This window comes from Rhodanobacter soli (assembly GCF_039523495.1).
Taxonomy (GTDB): Bacteria; Pseudomonadota; Gammaproteobacteria; order Xanthomonadales; family Rhodanobacteraceae; genus Rhodanobacter; species Rhodanobacter soli.
In genome coordinates this window covers 624,885-642,252 of record NZ_BAAAFK010000001.1, presented here as the reverse complement: position 1 = coordinate 642,252, position 17,368 = coordinate 624,885, and the positions used below count along the sequence as shown (strand labels likewise).

General features: G+C 68.7%; 15 protein-coding genes and 1 riboswitch. Of the genes, 6 read left to right on the top strand and 9 right to left on the bottom strand.

Features of this window, described 5'->3' with window-relative positions; genetic code table 11:
• Positions 1-57: 57 nt before the first annotated feature.
• The 4 genes from ABD024_RS02730 to ABD024_RS02715 all read right to left on the bottom strand — a co-directional run bounded on the left by ABD024_RS02730 (position 58) and on the right by ABD024_RS02715 (position 6,724).
• Complete coding sequence (locus tag ABD024_RS02730; RefSeq protein ID WP_343849364.1) at positions 58-2,205, bottom strand: beta-agarase; 2,148 nt, start codon at positions 2,203-2,205, stop codon at positions 58-60.
• 125 nt (positions 2,206-2,330) lie between these two features.
• Positions 2,331-3,602 (bottom strand): FAD-dependent oxidoreductase, encoded by a 1,272-nt coding sequence (locus tag ABD024_RS02725; RefSeq protein WP_343849362.1) that lies wholly within the window; start codon positions 3,600-3,602, stop codon positions 2,331-2,333.
• A 242-nt stretch (positions 3,603-3,844) separates the two neighbouring features.
• Positions 3,845-5,050 (bottom strand): sodium/glutamate symporter, encoded by a 1,206-nt coding sequence (gltS, locus tag ABD024_RS02720; protein WP_343849360.1) that lies wholly within the window; start codon positions 5,048-5,050, stop codon positions 3,845-3,847.
• Between the two features lie 339 nt (positions 5,051-5,389).
• Positions 5,390-6,724 (bottom strand): APC family permease, encoded by a 1,335-nt coding sequence (locus ABD024_RS02715; RefSeq protein WP_343849358.1) that lies wholly within the window; start codon positions 6,722-6,724, stop codon positions 5,390-5,392.
• A gap of 175 nt (positions 6,725-6,899) precedes the next feature.
• Positions 6,900-6,976, top strand: a riboswitch (S-adenosyl-L-homocysteine riboswitch).
• A 17-nt stretch (positions 6,977-6,993) separates the two neighbouring features.
• Here ABD024_RS02715 and ABD024_RS02710 point away from each other — a divergent pair.
• The 3 genes from ABD024_RS02710 (at position 6,994) to dinB (ending at position 9,980) form a co-directional block, all read left to right on the top strand.
• Positions 6,994-7,899, top strand: coding sequence for an ATP-grasp domain-containing protein (locus ABD024_RS02710; RefSeq protein ID WP_343849356.1), 906 nt, complete (start codon positions 6,994-6,996; stop codon positions 7,897-7,899).
• Positions 7,896-8,837, top strand: coding sequence for a putative bifunctional lysylphosphatidylglycerol flippase/synthetase (locus ABD024_RS02705; protein ID WP_343849354.1), 942 nt, complete (start codon positions 7,896-7,898; stop codon positions 8,835-8,837). The genes ABD024_RS02710 and ABD024_RS02705 overlap by 4 nt, the downstream gene beginning before the upstream one ends.
• 66 nt (positions 8,838-8,903) lie before the next feature.
• The gene (dinB, locus tag ABD024_RS02700) at positions 8,904-9,980 is read left to right on the top strand and encodes a DNA polymerase IV (RefSeq protein ID WP_343849352.1); all 1,077 of its coding nucleotides are present in this window, start codon (positions 8,904-8,906) and stop codon (positions 9,978-9,980) included.
• A 15-nt stretch (positions 9,981-9,995) separates the two neighbouring features.
• On the opposite strand, the gene ABD024_RS02695 is transcribed toward dinB, so the two are convergent.
• The gene (locus ABD024_RS02695; RefSeq protein WP_343849350.1) at positions 9,996-10,622 is read right to left on the bottom strand and encodes a trimeric intracellular cation channel family protein; all 627 of its coding nucleotides are present in this window, start codon (positions 10,620-10,622) and stop codon (positions 9,996-9,998) included.
• A 59-nt stretch (positions 10,623-10,681) separates the two neighbouring features.
• On the bottom strand, positions 10,682-11,008 hold the full coding sequence (locus tag ABD024_RS02690; RefSeq protein ID WP_343849348.1) for a hypothetical protein: 327 nt from the start codon (positions 11,006-11,008) through the stop codon (positions 10,682-10,684).
• A gap of 123 nt (positions 11,009-11,131) precedes the next feature.
• Between ABD024_RS02690 and ABD024_RS02685 the strand changes: the two genes are divergently transcribed.
• Both ABD024_RS02685 and ABD024_RS02680 read left to right on the top strand, forming a co-directional pair.
• Complete coding sequence (locus ABD024_RS02685; RefSeq protein WP_343849346.1) at positions 11,132-11,710, top strand: RNA polymerase sigma factor; 579 nt, start codon at positions 11,132-11,134, stop codon at positions 11,708-11,710.
• The gene (locus ABD024_RS02680) at positions 11,707-12,186 is read left to right on the top strand and encodes a hypothetical protein (RefSeq protein ID WP_343849343.1); all 480 of its coding nucleotides are present in this window, start codon (positions 11,707-11,709) and stop codon (positions 12,184-12,186) included. Before ABD024_RS02685 ends, ABD024_RS02680 begins: the two co-directional genes overlap by 4 nt.
• Before the next feature lie 53 nt (positions 12,187-12,239).
• Here ABD024_RS02680 and dapB read toward each other — a convergent pair whose 3' ends face one another.
• From dapB to aceF, 3 genes are read right to left on the bottom strand one after another with little or no spacing between them, the layout of a single operon-like run.
• Positions 12,240-13,040 (bottom strand): 4-hydroxy-tetrahydrodipicolinate reductase, encoded by an 801-nt coding sequence (gene dapB, locus ABD024_RS02675; RefSeq protein ID WP_343849341.1) that lies wholly within the window; start codon positions 13,038-13,040, stop codon positions 12,240-12,242.
• A 48-nt stretch (positions 13,041-13,088) separates the two neighbouring features.
• Entirely contained in the window at positions 13,089-14,861 is a 1,773-nt protein-coding gene (gene lpdA / locus ABD024_RS02670) for a dihydrolipoyl dehydrogenase (RefSeq protein ID WP_343849339.1), read from the bottom strand.
• 14 nt (positions 14,862-14,875) lie between these two features.
• Positions 14,876-16,246, bottom strand: coding sequence for a dihydrolipoyllysine-residue acetyltransferase (gene aceF / locus ABD024_RS02665; protein ID WP_425543115.1), 1,371 nt, complete (start codon positions 16,244-16,246; stop codon positions 14,876-14,878).
• A gap of 227 nt (positions 16,247-16,473) precedes the next feature.
• Here aceF and ABD024_RS02660 point away from each other — a divergent pair, with 227 nt between their 5' ends.
• Positions 16,474-17,358 carry an ABC transporter ATP-binding protein gene (locus ABD024_RS02660; protein ID WP_343849334.1) on the top strand — a complete coding sequence of 295 codons (885 nt, stop codon included), beginning with the start codon at positions 16,474-16,476 and terminating at the stop codon, positions 17,356-17,358.
• Positions 17,359-17,368: the final 10 nt, after the last annotated feature.

Genomic DNA, 17,368 nt, shown 5'->3' with positions numbered 1-17,368 from the left:
TTCAGTGGAACAACATGCCCGCGGGCACACGGTCGGCTTGCAGGCCAAACGTCACATTCAATGTGTCCCAACACTGTCCACGCGCTGATTCGCCGTGCGCACCGCTTCAATAAACCCGCCGAACGGAATATCGGTAATCCCAACCAGTCCGATGTGGCTGTTCTCGCCATCGAGCAGGCGGCCGGTCACCGGCTGGTCGGCGTAGTCGAACCAGTGCGCGCCGACGATGTTCGGATCGCTTGAGGCGGCGGCGATGAACTTCGCATAGGCCTCGCCGCGCTGCCGCTCGTTCCACACCGGCATCGGCCCCGCTCCGAACGGGCCGCCGTCGGTCGAACCGAACGCGAATTCGCCGATCAGCACCGGCTTGTCCAGCGCATGCATCGCGGCGGCATCGAAGCCGTGTTGCGGCAGGTCGGCGTAGACGTTGAAGCTGACTACGTCGCAGTACTGCGCGCAGGCGGCGACGGCTTCGGGCGTGTTCACGGCGAAGCGGCCGCCGAGGAAAAGGTGGTGCGGGTCGTGGCGGCGGATGGCTTCCGCCACGGTGCGGAAATAGGTGTCGGCGTAATGTCGCAACCACGCGCTGTAGTCGGCGGCTATCGCCGGATGCGCCTCGTTCGGCGCGGGCGCGGCGAAGCCGGCGACGTTCAACGCATCCCATGAGCCGAGTGCGATGCCCCATGCCGCGGCCAGCGTCTCCGGCGCCACGTACTGCTGACGCAGCATCGCGATGAAGGCCTGCTTGGCCGGGCTCTGCGCATCGCCGGCCAGCGTGCCGAGCGCCAGGCCCCAGCGGCCTTGCGGGCCGGTGCCGGCCCAGGCCAGCTCGTTGTCGGCGAAGTAGCCGAGCAGCCAGGGATCGTCGCGCACACCGGCGCTCGCTTTCGCCACCGCCGCTTCGGCGGCCTGCACGAAGCGCGGATCGAACGGATCGGGCATGCGGCCCCAGTAGTCGTAGCCGCTGGCGACGTTGGCGTAGTCGCCGGCGATATTGATCGAGCGCGTATATGGCAACCGATGCGCGTGACCCAGTGCGTCGTCACTCCAGTTGCCGATGGTGTTGAAGCCCCACGCCTGCAGGCGATCCAGCGTGCGCATGCGCCACGCGTCCAGCCAGCCCTGGCCATCGACGCGATACAGGTTCGCCGCGTAGAAATCGAACCAGCGGCCGTGGTTGTAGCCGATGCCCTGGCTGGCGCCCTGGTCCTTGCGGCGGTCGTCGCCCTGGCCGTAGAACGCCGCCCATTCGCCGCTGTCCGGCGGCAGGTCCCGGAACATGAACTCGCGGCCCTCGACGTAGCTGCGCCCGCCGTCGGTGATCACCGCATTGACGCCGAGCGAGAAGAACGCATGGCCGTCGGGCGTCACCAGATGCCAGCGGCCACCCTGCTTCTGCGTGTGGAACCAGCCGGTCCTGGCAAGACTTGGGACGTCCAGACGTCCGCCGTATGCGTCCTGTCCCACCGATGCTGCCTTCGCCTGCTTGAGCGCGGCTTGTTCGTGCGCGTGCGCAGCGCGCAAGGCCGCATCGGAATCGATTTTCTCCGGCCAGCGGGCGCGACTGGCCTGGCCGTAACGGTCGACGATGCCGCTGTAGGCAACCCGCTGCAGGTCCTGGCCCGATACTGCCTCGACGCGCCCCAGCAGCAAGGTCTGCGCAACCTGCGGCCCCGGCACGCCGAACCGCAGCGCGCGCACTGCACGCGGATCGAGCGTGCCTTGCACCGTGGTGGCGAGCAGGATGGCCCGGCCGTGGTCGTCGAACGGCATCGGCGGCGCGGCCTGCATGCCCATGGCGCGCGGGCTCGCTGCGTGCAAGGGGATCACCAGCGTCTGCGCCGGTCCGGCCGGCAGGCCGACCTGCGCGTGCAGGTGCTGGTCCGGGCGCGCGCCATCGATGTCGACGGTCAACGTGACCGCCCACGGCATCGCGTTCTGCACCTGCACGTGCAGCTCGTCGCCAGCGGACCAGGTGTGCGCCGGTGTCACGATCAGCGTCGGCGCGGCGACCGCTTCGAAGGTGTAGCGCTGCAAGATGAAGCCGGCGACCGCCTGCGGCGCGCCATCGCGGCGCACGTGATCCAGCGTGACTGGCGTCGTCGATGCCGGTGCGGCCAGGTCGATCGACGCCACCGACGTATCCGCGTGGCCGCCGCCCAGCACCAGCAGGCTCAGGCAACCGGCGAAGACGATCCGTTTCATGATCCGCGACCTGCGTTGAAAGGCCGAGTATGGCGCGCGAAGGTGAAGCGCAGCTATCGCGATGCGTGCGAGCGTCCACGGATGCTGTGCAGCGCGCGCCGCTTCCGTCGAGGGGCGCCGCGCGATTACCGCTGCGCCAGCAACGCGGCCGCCCGTTCGCCCGCGCCCATGGCGAGCGTCCAGCCCAGCATGCCGTGACCGACGTTGAACACGATGCCGTCCTGCACCCGGCACATGATCGGCATCGACGACGGCGTCATCGGGCGCAGGCCGGCCCAGCGGCTTTCGATGGCGTCATAGTCCGCGGCGGCGGGCAGCGATGCGCGCGCTAGGGCCACCAGCAGATCGCTGCGCTCGGGGTCCACCGCGACATCGCGCACGCCCAGTTCGGCCAGGCCAGCCACGCGCAGGTGATCGCCGAGGCGGCAGAACACCAGCTTGCGCGTGGTGTCGGTGATGCTGGTGACCGGCGTGTGCGGACCGCAGCGGGTGGTGAAGGAATACCCCTTCATCGGCATCAGCGGCATGCGGATGCCGAGCTTGTGCGCCAGCTGCGTCGACTCCACCCCCGCACACACCACCAGCTGCCGCGAGTGCAAGCGGCGGCCGTCGCGGGTCGTCAGCGTGATCGCACCCGACTCGCGCACCAGATCATCGACATCGGTTTCGAAGCACGCCTGCACGCCGTATTGCTCGCGCAGCACCTGCAGCAGCTCGACGCAGAAGCGATGCGGATCACCCACTTCCTCCTGCGGCGAATGCAGCACGCCGACCAGACCCGCGACGCCTTCCAGTGCCGGCTCGACCGCCACTGCCTCGCGCGGCGACAGCACCTGCTGCGTCACGCCGTGCCGCTGCTTGATGGCGGCGATCGCCTCCGCCCGGCGCAGCGCGCCGGCGTCGTGGTACAGGTGCATCTTGCCGGGCGCCGAGTGACTGAATTCGATCCGATGCCGCTGCAGCAGTGCATCCATCGCCGACTTCGATTCCATCGCCAGCTCGAGCACGGCCAGGGTGTTCTCGCGAAACCGCGATGCCGTCGTGTTACGCAGAAACGTCAGGCCCCACTTCAGCGAATCCGGATCGAACAGCCAGTGCATGCGGAACACCGGATCGAGACCCAGCAGAAGCTGCGGCAGATGTTTCCACAGCGCCGGACTGCCCAGCGCGTCGGTATAGATGTAGCTCAGCTGGGCGCCGTTGGCGAACGAGGTGCCCAGCGCAGGGCCGGCCGCACGATCGACCAGGCGTACCGAGAGGCCACGGCGCGCCGCCGCATAGGCGGTGGCCATGCCGACCACGCCCGCGCCCAGCACGGTGACATCCACCGTGCCCTCGTCGGCCGGCGCATGCGCACCGGGCAGGGACGCCGCTGACTCTGGATCGATCGTCGTCATGGAAGGCCCCGCAGGTTCGAGTGGCGTTTGCACGGTCATCGGTCCGGCAGACGCCCGTCGTTTTCGCGTCTCGAATCGGCGGTCATCCGGGCTTGCTTCGGCATCGGCGCCGGCCGGCAAAACGCACGGCGCGGACAGCGAAGGTGAGCGTTGTCAGACATGCACCTAGCCTAGCGGGCAAGCCATCCGTTGCCTCATCGCTTTATGTCGGCATGGACTAACCTGCGGTTATGGCCGACCGCTCAGCGCCAGAAATTCAGGAACCCGGTGATGATCAGCGCATTGGTGAAGTCGATGAAGAACGCGCCGACCAGCGGCGCCACCAGGAACGCCCGCGGCGCCACGCCGTAGCGTTCCACCAGCGTGCGCATCACCGCCATCGCGTTGGCGGTGGTGCCGAGCATGAAGCCGATGAAGCCGCCGCCCATCACCGCCGCATCGTAGTCACGGCCCATCAGGCGAAACACCGGTATGCAGAACAGCACCACCAGCACGACCTGCAGCGCGAGATTGACCATCAGCGGAAGCGCCAGCCCCGAGAGTTCCCACAGGCGCAGGTTCATCAACGCCACCGCGAGGAACATCGCCAGGGCGACGTTGCCGATCACGTCGGTGCTGCGCACGGACAAACCGATCCAGCCGGTGTAGTCGTCGATATTGCGGATCAGCGCGCCCACCAGCATCGCGCCGATGTACGCCGGCAGGGTCAGTCCCAGCGCCGCGAAACCCTGCCCGACCCAGGAGCCTGCCCACATCGCGATCAGGATGATCACGATGCTCTTGAGCGCGGCGAATTCACGCCCGGCATCGTCTTGCGGTTCATCGCTCTGCAACGTGGCCGCCCCGCCACCACCGGGCACGCCCGCAACACCGCTTTCGGGGCGAAGTTTGAAGCGCCGGATCAGCAGGGTGATCACCGGGCCGCCGATCACGCCACCGCAGATGATGCCGGCCATCGCCGAACTGATCGCGATCGACTCGGCGCCCACCACGCCGGCCTGCTCGAACAGCGGCGCAAACGCCAGCCCGGTCGCCGGGCCGCCGGTCAGCGTGGTGGAGCCAGCCAGCACGCCGAACAGCGGATGCAGGCCGAACGCGGTCGCGACGCTGATGCCCAGCAGGTTCTGCAGCACCGCGAATACGCTGGCCAGCGCCAGAAACACCATCACCTGACGACCGCTGACGCGCAACAGCGCCAGGCTGGCATTGACGCCCACGGTGGTGAAGAACGCCACCATCAGCGGTTGCTGCAAACTGGTGTCGAACGCGACCAGGGTGGTATCGAAGTGATACGCCACCAGCGCGATCAACGCCATCACCAGGCCACCGACCACCGGCTCGGGAATGTTGTAGCGGCCCAGCACGGGGATCAGCCGGCACAGAGCGTAACCAGCGAACAGCACCACGCCGCCGAAGGCCAGGGTCTGCACGGCATCCAGTTGGATCATGTAACGATTTCCTTCAGCGCGTGATTGCCCCGATGCGACCGCGGGCGCCGACGCTGATCACCGGCCATCGCCAGACGATCATCATCCGGCACCGGATGGATCGAGAGTTGCCATCGATAGGCAGTCATGGTGGGCATGGTGTGTCCCCCGGCTGTCGTGATTCCGCGTGCCGCGGCAAGGCATGTAGCAACAGTGCATGGATGAAAAAACAGGAAGCGCGCGCATCCACCGTATCGGTTGCCTCGGTGACACGCCATTGCCAATAGATGCAGGTTCCACAACCGCAGGCTATGTGCGGCGGCAGGCAACAAGCGACCCGCCGCCTTCAGATGAAGCCGTTCAAACCGTCCTGCGGCCTTCCAGCCAGCGCCAGCCGTAATACACCGGCACGCCGAGCGCGATGATCAGCAGGCTCATGCCGGCGTCGCCCGGCGCGTGGATCGCGCTGGCCACGATCACGCCGAACACGGTGATCACGAAGATCAGTGGCAGCAGCGGGTAGAACGGCACCTGGTACGGCGCCGGCTGGTCGATGAAATGCCTGCGGTACCAGAACAGCGTGCCGATGCCGAACACATGACCCAGCCACTCGCCCACCGTGGTGTAGTTGAGCAGCTGGTTGAAGCTGCCGGACAAGGTCAGCACCACCGCCCAGGCACCGAGCAGGGCCAGCGCGATCTGCGGCGCGCGCGTGCGCAGGTCGACGCGGCCCGCGGCGCGGAAGAACACGCCGTCCGCGCCCATCGTCTGCAGCACGCGCGCGCCGCCGGCGATCGCGATGCTGCAGTAGCCGAAGGTGGAACAGGCGATGCCCACCGCGATCACCGTGGCGCCGTGCTCACCGAACAGCCGGCGCATCAGGTCCGCCGCTGGCGCCTGGCTGGCGGCGAGGCCGGCGTGGCCCAGCCCGGCCAGGTAGGCGAAATTGGCCAGCAGGTAGCAGATCACCACGCCGGCCATGCCCATGCCCAGCGCGCGCGGCAGCGTGCGTTGCGGGTTGCGCACTTCGCCGGCGAGGTCGTTGAGGTAGTGGAAGCCGCCGTAGGTGAACAGCACCGGCAGCAGCGCGCCGACGAACGACCATGGCGACACGGGTGGCGCCGCGTCCACCACCAGCACCGTTCCCAGCTGGCCGCGCGCCAGCACCAGCCCGGCGACCACCAGCAGCGCGATCGCGGCCAGCTTCAGCACGGTGAACACGTTCTGCATCCACGCGCCGGCACGAATGCCGAACAGGTTCACGCCCACGATGAACACGATCGCGCCCACCGCCACCGGCTTCACGTACAGCAGCGGCGGCAGCCCGAGCGCGGCGCACAGGTACTCGGCGAACATCGTCGCCACCGCCGCCACGCTGCCGGGGTAGTTGATCAGCGCCATGGTCCAGCCGAACAGGAACGCCGGCAGCAGGCCGAACGCCTCACGCAGGTAGACGTAGATGCCGCCCGCCTGCGGCCGCCGCGCGCCCAGCTCGGCGTAGCACAACACGCCGGCCAGGGTCAGCAGGCCGCCGATCGCCCACAGGATCAGCACCTCCGCACCCGACGACGTGTTGCGCGCGACCGTGGCCGGGGTGAGGAAGATGCCTGCCCCGATCACGCCGCCGATGACGATCATCGCGGCGTCCCAGGTGTTCAGGCGACGGGCATAGGCATTGGCGGGTTCGGTCAGCATGCCGGCTACCTTGCCATTGTCGATGCGGTTTCTACCAGTCCCGCGTGGCATGGGCACATGCCCGGCGACATGCCACCCGGCAAATTGACAAGCCGCCGCCGCGCCGGAAGACTATCGGCGGCGGCGCGACATGCGCTGCCGGTTCGTGACGCCGCGACGATGGCGCGGCGTCATCGCTGCCGAGGGGTGCTGCAGCGGATCACGATCCGCCACGCTCGGCTGGCGATTGCATCGCAAGGGCGCCCTTTCCACTCATTGGAGGTGTCGCCATGCCCCATCCCGTTGCCGTCCGCCGGCTCGCCCTCGCCACGTCTGCCGACCATCCGTCGATCCAGCCGGACGACGCGCATCTGGCGGCCTCGCTGGAACGCCTCGGCCTGCCGCCGGTGGTCTGCGTGTGGAACGATCCGGCGGTGGACTGGGCGGCGTTCGATGCGGTGCTGATCCGCACCATCTGGGACTACTTCAAGCACCACGCGGCGTTCCTCGACTGGCTGGACCGGCTCGATGCACTGGGCATCCCCACCATCAACGACAGCGCGTTGCTGCGCTGGAACAGCGACAAGCGCTACCTGCTCGAACTCGCGCAACATGGCGTGGCGATCATCCCCACCCGGCTGGCCAGTGCAGCCGCGCTGCCCGATGTGCTGGCGGCGATGCCGGGACAAGCGGTGGTGATCAAGCCGAGCATCAGCGGCGGCGCCTGGCACACGCTGCGCGGCACGGCCGGCGACGCGGCATTCGCCGATGCGGTGGCGCAACTGCCGCGCGACTGCGACTACCTGGTGCAGCCGTTCGTGCCGGAGATCGTCAGCGACGGCGAATGGTCGCTGCTGTATTTCGCCGGCGAATTCAGCCATGCGGTGCTCAAGCGCCCGGCCGCCGGCGACTATCGCGTGCAGGGCGAGCACGGCGGCAGCGCCGAGCCGGCGCAACCCGACGCCGCCACCTTGGCCGCGGCCGACCGTGCGCTGGCCGCGGTGGCCGCACTCGGCCATGGCAACCACGCCTACATGCGCGTGGACGGCGTGGTCAGCGGCGGGCGTTTCCTGGTGATGGAGCTGGAGCTGATCGAGCCGTTCCTGCACCTGGCCGCACACCCGGCCGCGGCCGAGCGGCTGGCGCAGGACGTGGCCGCCCGACTATCGCCGGCCGCACTGACGGACACTCCTTGAGCACGTCGAGCCCGCACGCGCCCGCCGGGTCGCCCGTGCGCTGGCTGCGCCTGCTGTCGTGGCTCGGCTCGCTGGCGGCGTTCGGACTGGCGTTGTGGCTGCTGCATCGCTACGTCACCCACCTCGCCTGGCGCGACGTGGCCACCGCCTGGTCGCGGTTGCCGGGTTGGCGCATCGCGGGTTCGGCCGGCGCGGCGCTGCTCAGCCTGACGATGCTGGCGATGTTCGACGTGCTGGCGGCACGCACGGTGGTGCGCGAGCGCATCCCGGCGAAGCTGGCCGCGTTCGCCGGCGCGGTCACCCAGGGCATCTCGAACACGCTGGGCTTTCATGCGATCACCGGCACCGCGTTGCGCTACCGCATCTATGCCACGGCCGGACTCGGTGCCAGCGACATCGCACGCATCGTGGCGCTGGCCGGGTTCGGCGTGGGGCTGGGTTTCACGGTGGTGATCACCGGCGCGCTGTGTTGGCAGCCGGCAATCACCCAGGGCTGGGGCCGCTGGCCGGGCGCGGCGCTGTTGCTGTTGCTGGTCGCCCTGGTCGTCTGGCTCGCCCGCCCGCGCACGCTTGCGCTGGGTCGCCTGACGCTGGCGTTGCCAAGCGCACGCGTCGCCGCCACGCAGATGCTGGTCGGCGGCGTGGAGATGCTGGCCGCACTCGGCGCGCTGTACGTACTGCTGCCGGCGGCATCCGCGCCGCCGTTCGTGGACTTCCTGCCGATCTACGTGGGCGCCGTGCTGGCCGGCATCGTCAGCCATGCGCCGAGCGGGCTGGGCGTGTTCGAGACGATCATGCTGGCGTCGTTTCCACCGCAGGCGCGCGCCGATCTGCTCGCCGCGATCCTGTGCTACCGGCTGACCTACACCGCGCTGCCGTTCGTGCTGGCCGGCGCCGCGCTGGCGGTGTTCGAGTGGCGCGGGCGCCGCCGTCGCTGAACCCGGTTCGGCGCGACGCATCCCGCTCGCTAGAATGGCCCGATCCCCACTGGCCTGGCCACGCGCTTGTCCTCCGCTCCACGCAAGATTCTCCACGTCGACATGGACGCGTTCTACGCGTCGGTGGAGCAGCGCGACGACCCCTCGCTGCGCGGCAAGCCGGTGGCGGTGGCCTGGCGCGGCGCGCGTTCGGTGGTGTGCGCGGCCAGCTACGAGGCGCGCGTGTTCGGCGTGCGCTCGGCGATGCCGGCGATCCGCGCCGAGCGGCTGTGTCCGCAACTGATCTTCGTGCCGCCGGATTTCGTGCGCTACAAGGCGGTGTCGCGACAGGTGCGCGAAATCTTCGCGCGGCACACCGAGCTGATCGAGCCGCTGTCGCTGGACGAGGCCTACCTCGACGTCACCAGCACGCTGAGCGGCCTGCCCTCGGCCACCGCCACCGCCGAGGCGATCCGTGCGGCGATCCGCGAGGAAACACAGCTGACCGCGTCGGCCGGCGTGGCGCCGAACAAGTTCCTGGCCAAGATCGCCTCGGATTTCCGCAAGCCCGACGGTCTGTTCGTGGTGCGCCCGCACCAGGTCGAGGCGTTCCTCACCCCGCTGCCGGTCGGCCGCCTGCCCGGCGTGGGCAAGGTGATGGAGGCGAAGCTGGCGGTGCTCGGCATCGCCACCGTGGGCGAACTGCGCGCGCTCGCGCAGGCGGAGCTGGAGCAGCGCTTCGGTCGCTGGGGCCGGCGCCTGCACGAACTGGCGCACGGCATCGACGAGCACCCGGTGCAACCGGAGCGCCCCACCCTGCAGGTCTCGGCCGAAGACACGTTCGAGCACGACCTGCTGCTGGACGAACTCGAACCGCACATACGACGGCTTGCCGAAAAGGCCTGGGCCGGCCACCAGCGCGAGCTCGGGCGCGTGGCGCGCACCGTGGTGCTGAAGCTGAAGACCGCGGACTTCCATACGCTGACGCGCAGCCTCACCCCGGCACAACGGCCGCTGTCGGCGAACGAACTGGCGATCATCGCCTGTGCACTGCGCGAGCGAGTCGATCGTCCAGCCGACAGCCGCTACCGCCTGGTCGGCGTGGGCCTGGCCGGCTTCGTCGACCAGGACAGCTACCAGGCGCAGACGGACCTGTTCGACTGACCGCGGCGTGGCGCGTCACGCCTCGCGGTCGCGGCCGAAGCGTGGCAGGTTCCAGTGATAATGCAGCGACGCGAAGCGCAGTCCGAAACAGAACAGGATCGGCAGCCACGTCGCCCACACCGCCGGCCAGTGGTAATGCTCGCCGATCACCGTCAGTGCGGCACCGGCGAACGCGGCCAGTGCGTAGATCTCCTGCTGCAGCACGACCGACACGCGGGCCAGCAGCACGTCGCGCGCCATGCCGCCGCCGATCGCGGTGACCATGCCCAGCAGGATCGCCACCTCGGCGTTATGGCCGAACAGCAATGCCTTGTGCGCGCCATACACCGCGAACAGGCCCAGCCCCATCGCGTCGAACAGTCGCACCGGGTAGGTCAGCCGCTCCACCCAGCGGTACGCCACGATCGTGAGCAAGGCGGCGACCATCGCGGTGAGCAGGTAACGCCAGTCGGACAGGCCTGCCGGCGGAACCGCGCCGATGCACAGGTCGCGCACGATGCCGCCGCCGCAGGCGGTGATGAAAGCGACCGCCAGGATGCCGAACAGGTCGAGGTTGCAGCGCCGTGCGGCCGTCGCGCCGCTGATTGCGAACGCGAACGTGCCGGCCAGATCCACCAGGTTGAACAGCAGTTGCTCGTTCATGTGGCCGGCTCACTCACAGGCATGCCGACGACGCGGCGATGCCCGCTATTGAACCAGCTTCAGCCGAGCTTGCGCGAGATCGCGAAGAACGCCAGGTTGCCCAGGCCGGTAGCGCCGGCCAGCACGGCAACCAGGCCGGGCGTGACGTCCTGCCAGCCGAACCACTGGATCAGGCCGAAGCCGAGCGCCAGCGCGACCAGTACGATGCCCCAGCGCAGCGAGGAATGGCGCCGGCGCAGCTCCTCGTCGCGCAGCACGGAGTTGACCAGTTCCTCCGAGCCGCCGGCGTTGACCATCTGGCGGCGCACCCTCGCGTCGACACAGACCTTGATGGCGTAGGCAATGCAAACGAACAGCGAAATCGGAATCAAGACGGCGAAATCCATGGGACTCTCCTGGCAAATCGGGATGGAATGGGATGACCTTCGAGACCTTGGATACAGGCCGCCCACGAACGGTTGCAACAAAGTGCTTGCAACCGTTTCCCGCCTGCGCGTATCCCTTGCCCCATGGATGACACCCGCAGCAGCCCCGACCGCGAGCTGGTCGACGCCGTGCTGGCCAACCGGCCGGGCGCGTTCGAACGCCTCGTGCGCGAACACCAGGGGCTGTGCTGGCACATCATCCAGCGCATGGTGCGCAACCCGGAGGACGCGCGCGAGCTGTGCCAGGACACCTTCCTGCGCGTGCACCAGTGCCTGCACCAGTACCGCTACGAGAGCGCGCTGAAATCCTGGATCGGCCGCGTGGCGTACACCATCGCCTTGCGCCACCTGCAGCACAAGCGCATCCCGCTGGTCGATCGCGACAGCGACGACAGCTTCGACCTGATCGAAAACATCGGCGACGGCTTCGACCTGGAAGCGGCCTGTGCGGATGAGGAAACGGCGCGGCACCTGCACGCCGCGATCGAGCAGCTGCCGCCCTTGCAACGCACGCTGCTGACTCTGTATTACCTCGAAGAGACGTCCATTCCGGAAATCGCCCGGATCACCGGACTGGCCAGCGGCACCATCAAGAGCCACTTGTTCCGCTCACGCCTGCGCCTGCGCGGCGCGCTCGAAACGCGGACCGGAGTTGCAGCATGATCAAGCACATCGACGACCACATCCCTCCCTTCGACGACGCGGCGCATGAGCGCGAATGGCTGGCGCAAGAACGCGCGATGCAGCGCGAGCGACTGCAACTCGACCCCGCCGGCGACGATGCGCGCAGCCGGCGCTACCGTCTGCTCGCGCGTGCCTTGCGCGAACCGTTGCCGGATGCGCTGCCGGCGGACTTCGCGCAGCAGCTGGTCGCGCGGGTCGCCGCCGCGCCGGCTCGACGGACAACGTCGGGGACGGGTTTCGAAGCCACGCTGACGCTGGCGCTGGCAACGGTCCTGGCCGTGGCCGCGGGCGTGGTGGTGGCGATCTACGGCGGCGCGTGGCTGCCATCCTTTGTCGCGCTCCTGCCTCCCCCGCACGCACCGGCCACCCGCTGGTTGCTGGCGCTGGCCGGCTGCCTCGGCGCGTCCTGGCTGCTGGGGCAGTGGCAACGGCGCGCACCGGAAAAGACGGGCTGAGTCGCCTGCCTCATGTACACAGGGTGCGCTCCTGCGGCCGCGTGGCAAACGCGCTACAACTCCAGCACGGTATCCAGCCCACGATGCAGGCCGACCAGGCCGGACACCTTGCGGATGGCCAGCAGCGCGCCACCCACGTAAGGCTGCGCACCGCTGCCCGCGTGGTGACGCAGGCTCAGGGTCTGCTCCGGCATGCCGAAGATCGCCTCGACGCCGATCACGAAGCCTGGCAGCCGCACCGCATGCACCTGGCTGCCAGCCAGCGTGCCGCCGCGCGTCTCGCGCAGGCCAACGGTCTGCTCCAGCGGCACTTCCAGCCGCGGCTGGCGCACCCGACCCAGCCGCGTGGCCAGCTCGCGCACGGTGCCGCTGGGCGCGTCAGGCTTGCCCGCACTGGCGTAGTCGATGATTTCCCATTGCGGGATGAACTTCGCCGCCATCTCGGCGAACTTGATCAGCAGCACCGCGGTCAACGCGAAGTTGCCGCAGGCCAGTACGCCGCGCTGGCGTTCGCGGGCGACCGCGTCGATCTGCGCATAGTCCTCGTCGGTGAGGCCCGAGGTACCCACCACCACATGCGCGCCGTGTTCCAGCGCGGCGAGAATGTTCGCCTTCGCGCTGTCCGGATGGGTGTACTCGACGAACACATCGCAGCGCTGCGCCAGCGCCTCGGCTGCACTGGCAAAGATCGTTGCATCGAGCCCGCCCTCACCCAGCACGTCGCCGAGTTTCTGCCCGGCATGCCGCCGCGCCATCGCGCCGACCAGCTTGAGGTCGTCGGTGGCGGCGATGCCGCGGGCCAGCTCCGAGCCGGCCCAGCCGGTGGCGCCGGCAAGACACACCTTCAGCGACATGGCCACCTCCTCGTCATGCGTGTGCCGCGACGGAGCGCAGCAGAACGTTCACTTCTTCTTCGGCAGGTACAGGTCGGTGATGGTGCCTTCGTACACTTCCGCGGCCATGCCGATCGATTCGCTGAGCGTGGGATGCGGGTGGATGGTCAGGCCGATGTCGGCGGCCTCGCTGCCCATCTCGATCGCCAGCGCGAGTTCGGAGATCAGGTCGCCCGCATGCACGCCGACGATACCGGCGCCGACGATGCGGTGGGTTTCTTCGTCGAACAGCAGCTTGGTGAAGCCTTCGGTGCGGTCGATGCCGATCGCGCGGCCGCTGGCGGCCCACGGGAACTTGCCCACGCCGACCTTCAGGCCCTTCTCCTTCGCCTCGCGCTCGGTCACGCCGACCCAGGCGATTTCCGGATCGGTGTAGGCGACCGACGGGATCACCCGCGCGTCGAAGTGGCTCTTCATGCCGGCGACCACTTCCGCGGCGACCTTCGCCTCGTGCGTGGCCTTGTGCGCCAGCATCGGCTGGCCGACCAGGTCACCGATCGCGAAGATGTGCGGCACGTTGGTGCGCATCTGCGAGTCGACGTTGATGAAGCCGCGCTCGGTGACGGCCACGCCGGCCTTGTCCGCGCCGACCTTGCCGCCGTTCGGCGAACGCCCCACCGACACCAGCACGCGGTCGAACAGCGTGGTCGCGGGGATGCTGTCGCCTTCGTAGCCGACCTCGATACCCTTCTTGGTGGCCTTGGCGGAGACCACCTTGGTCTTCAGATGAATGCCCTTGAGCCGGCTGCCCAGACGCTTGGCCAGCGGCCGGATCAAGTCGGCGTCGGCGCCGGGAATGAGCTGGTCCATGAACTCGACCACGGTCACCTCGCTGCCCAGCGCGGCATACACGGTGGCCATTTCCAAGCCGATGATGCCGCCGCCGACCACCAGCAGTTGCTTCGGCACGTCGCGCAGCTCCAGCGCACCGGTGGAGTCGACGATGCGCTCGTCGTCCCACGGGAACGAGGGCAGTTTCACCGACTGCGAGCCGGCTGCGATGATCGCGTACTCGAAGCGGATCAGCTTCGCGCCGTCCTTCGTCTGCACTTCCAGCTCGTTCGGCGAGACGAACGTGCCGACGCCCTCGAGCGTGCGCACCTTGCGTTGCTTTGCCATCGAGACGAGGCCGCCGGTGAGCTGGCCGACCACCTTGTCCTTGAAGCCGCGCAGCTTGTCGATGTCGATCTTCGGCGCACCGAAGCTGACGCCGTGCGCGACCATCGCCGCGGCCTCGTCGATCACCGCCGCGGCGTGCAGCAGCGCCTTGGACGGGATGCAGCCCACGTTGAGGCAAACGCCGCCGAGGCTGGCGTAGCGTTCCACCAGCACGGTGTCGACGCCGAGGTCGGCGGCGCGGAACGCGGCGGTGTAGCCGCCGGGGCCGGAACCGAGCACGACCAGCTTGCATTCGATGTCGGCCTTGCGGCCGGAGCCGCCTGCGGCCTGCGGCGCCGGTGCAACCGGGGCCGCGGCCGGAGGTGCTGGCGCTGCCGGTGCAGCCGGCCTGGGCACCGCGGCTTCCGGCGCCGCGGCATCCCCGGCCACTTCCAGCACGGCGATCACCGCACCCTCGGAAACCTCGTCGCCCACCTTGAGCTTCAACTCCTTGATCACGCCGGCGGCGCTGGAGGGAATCTCCATGGTCGCCTTGTCCGACTCCAGCGTGATCAGGCTCTGTTCCTTCGCCACCGTGTCGCCGGCTTTCACCAGCACTTCGATCACCGGCACGTTGCCGTGGCCGCCGATGTCGGGAACCTTGATCTCGATCGTGTTCGCCATCGTCATCGCCTCCGTCAGAGCAGCAGCCGGCGGATGTCGCCGAGCTGGTTGGCGAGGAAGCTGGCGAAGCGCGCGGCGAGCGCGCCGTCGATCACCCGATGGTCGTAGCTGAGCGATAGGGGAAGCACCAGCCGCGGCACGAATTCCTTGCCGTTCCACAGCGGCTTCGTCACCGACTTGGAGACACCGAGGATGGCCACTTCCGGCGCGTTGACGATCGGCGTGAAGTAGGTGCCGCCGATGCCGCCGAGCGAGCTGATCGAGAAGCAGCCGCCGGACATCTCGGCCGGGCCGAGCTTCTTGTCGCGCGCCTTCTTAGAGATCTCGCCCAGCTCGCGCGCCAGGTCGAGCAGGCCCTTCTTGTCGCAGTCGCGCAGCACCGGCACCACCAGGCCGTCGGGCGTGTCCACCGCGATGCCGATGTGGAAGTACTTCTTCAGGATCAGCTTCTCGCCCGAGTCGTCGAGCGAGGCGTTGAACTGCGGGAACGCCTTCAGCGCCGCCACCACCGCCTTGATCTGGAATACCAGCGGGCTGATCTTCAGGTCCTTGTTCTCGGCGCCGAGCTGCTTGCGGAACGCCTCCATCTCGGTGATGTCGGCGTCCTCGTGCTGGGTGACGTGCGGGATCATCGCCCAGTTGCGCGCCAGGTTCGCGCCGGAGATCTTCTGGATGCGCGACAGCGGCTTCTCCTCGATCTCGCCGAACTTGGCGAAGTCGACCTTCGGCCACGGCAGCAGGTTCAACCCGCCCACCGAGGCGGCGCCGCCGCCCACCGGGCGCGCACCGGAGGCGAGCGCGTGCTTGACGTAAGCGCTGACGTCGTCGCGCTGGATGCGGCCGCCGCGGCCGCTGCCTTTCACCTGCTGGATGTCCACGCCCAGCTCGCGCGCGAACGCGCGGATCGCCGGGCTGGCATACGGCGCATCGCCCGGCATCACGATGCGGGCATCCATCGGCGGACGCACCTGCGGCGGCACGTCGCCTTCGGGCACGTTGCCCGGCTGCACGCCCTGGCCGGCGATCGGCGAAGGCTTCGGCTCGGCAGGTGTCGGAGCAGGAGCAGGAGCAGGAGCAGGAGCGGGAGTGGGGGCAGGAGCAGGAGCCGCCGCGGTGGGCTTGGCCGCGGCCGGTTCGGCGGCGGCGCCATCGGTTTCGATGATGGCGATCACCGCGCCCTCGGACACCTCGTCACCCACCTTCAGCTTCACTTCCTTCACCGTGCCGGCGAACGGCGCGGGCACTTCCATGGTCGCCTTGTCCGACTCCAGCGTGATCAGGCTCTGTTCCTTCTCCACCCGGTCGCCGACCTTGACCAGCACTTCGATGACGGGGACGTCTGCGTGGCCGATATCGGGAACGCGGGCTTCTTTGAGGTCGGCCATGGTGACTCCTGCTGGCGATGGCGTGCCGCTCGGGGATGGCGGCCGCGTACAAGACCTCAATCATAACGAAGGCACGCCCGGTCCGTATGCCCGGATCGGGTGATTCCGCCGATTTTCCGGCCACCATGCGCGTGCGTATGCATGACCTTGAGCGCACGCGCAGCCCCGATCCATGCCTTAGGCTGATCCGCATGCTCAGGCCGCACGGGCGGCGCCGGAAGACACCCATGCTGACGATACGCGACCTGTCGAAAACCTATGCCAACGGCGTGAAGGCGCTGCGCGGCGTATCGCTGGACATTCCCAACGGCATGTTCGGCCTGCTCGGCCCGAACGGTGCGGGCAAGTCGTCGCTGATGCGCACCATCGCCACGCTGCAGGATCCGGACGAAGGCACGATCAGGCTCGACGGGATGGACCTGCTCGCCGACAAGCAGGCCACCCGCCGCCTGCTCGGCTATCTGCCGCAGGAGTTCGGCGTGTACCCGAAGGTTTCGGCCGAAGCGATGCTGGAGCACTTCGCCGTGCTCAAGGGCGTCACCGTGAAGGGCGAGCGCAAGGAGCTGGTCGAGTCGCTGCTGCGCCAGGTGAACCTGTGGGACGTGCGCAAGCGCAAGCTCGGCACCTACTCCGGCGGCATGCGCCAGCGCTTCGGCATCGCGCAGGCGCTGATCGGCGACCCGCGGCTGGTGATCGTCGATGAACCCACCGCGGGGCTCGACCCGGAAGAGCGCAACCGCTTCCTCAACCTGCTGGCCGAGATCGGCGAGCGCGTGGTGGTGATCCTGTCCACCCATATCGTGGAGGACGTCACCGACCTGTGCTCGCACATGGCGATCATCGGCCAGGGCCAGGTACTGCTGACCGGCGAGCCGGTCGAGGCGATCCGCTCGCTGGAAGGCCGAGTCTGGCGGCGCACGATCGACAAGGCCGAGCTGGACGGCTATCGCGCCCGCATGAACATCCTGTCCACCCGCCTCGCCGGCGGCCGCACCCTGCTGCATGTGCTGGCCGACGCGTCGCCGGAAGAAGGCTTCGAACCCGTGGTACCCGACCTGGAAGACGTCTACTTCGGCCGCCTGCGCGCGCAGGCCGTCGCCCGCGCCGCCTGACGCCAGCTGC

Coding starts and splice junctions, on each gene's coding strand:
- aceF (WP_425543115.1), bottom strand. CDS start 16,246: ATGGCCGACCTCAAAGAAGCCCGCGTTCCCGATATCGGCCACGCAGAC.
- ABD024_RS02715 (WP_343849358.1), bottom strand. CDS start 6,724: ATGCTGACCGAACCCGCCAATGCCTATGCCCGTCGCCTGAACACCTGG.
- ABD024_RS02725 (WP_343849362.1), bottom strand. CDS start 3,602: ATGACGACGATCGATCCAGAGTCAGCGGCGTCCCTGCCCGGTGCGCAT.
- ABD024_RS02695 (WP_343849350.1), bottom strand. CDS start 10,622: ATGAACGAGCAACTGCTGTTCAACCTGGTGGATCTGGCCGGCACGTTC.
- ABD024_RS02690 (WP_343849348.1), bottom strand. CDS start 11,008: ATGGATTTCGCCGTCTTGATTCCGATTTCGCTGTTCGTTTGCATTGCC.
- ABD024_RS02730 (WP_343849364.1), bottom strand. CDS start 2,205: ATGAAACGGATCGTCTTCGCCGGTTGCCTGAGCCTGCTGGTGCTGGGC.
- gltS (WP_343849360.1), bottom strand. CDS start 5,050: ATGATCCAACTGGATGCCGTGCAGACCCTGGCCTTCGGCGGCGTGGTG.
- lpdA (WP_343849339.1), bottom strand. CDS start 14,861: ATGGCGAACACGATCGAGATCAAGGTTCCCGACATCGGCGGCCACGGC.
- ABD024_RS02680 (WP_343849343.1), top strand. CDS start 11,707: ATGATCAAGCACATCGACGACCACATCCCTCCCTTCGACGACGCGGCG.
- ABD024_RS02710 (WP_343849356.1), top strand. CDS start 6,994: ATGCCCCATCCCGTTGCCGTCCGCCGGCTCGCCCTCGCCACGTCTGCC.
- dapB (WP_343849341.1), bottom strand. CDS start 13,040: ATGTCGCTGAAGGTGTGTCTTGCCGGCGCCACCGGCTGGGCCGGCTCG.
- ABD024_RS02660 (WP_343849334.1), top strand. CDS start 16,474: ATGCTGACGATACGCGACCTGTCGAAAACCTATGCCAACGGCGTGAAG.
- ABD024_RS02685 (WP_343849346.1), top strand. CDS start 11,132: ATGGATGACACCCGCAGCAGCCCCGACCGCGAGCTGGTCGACGCCGTG.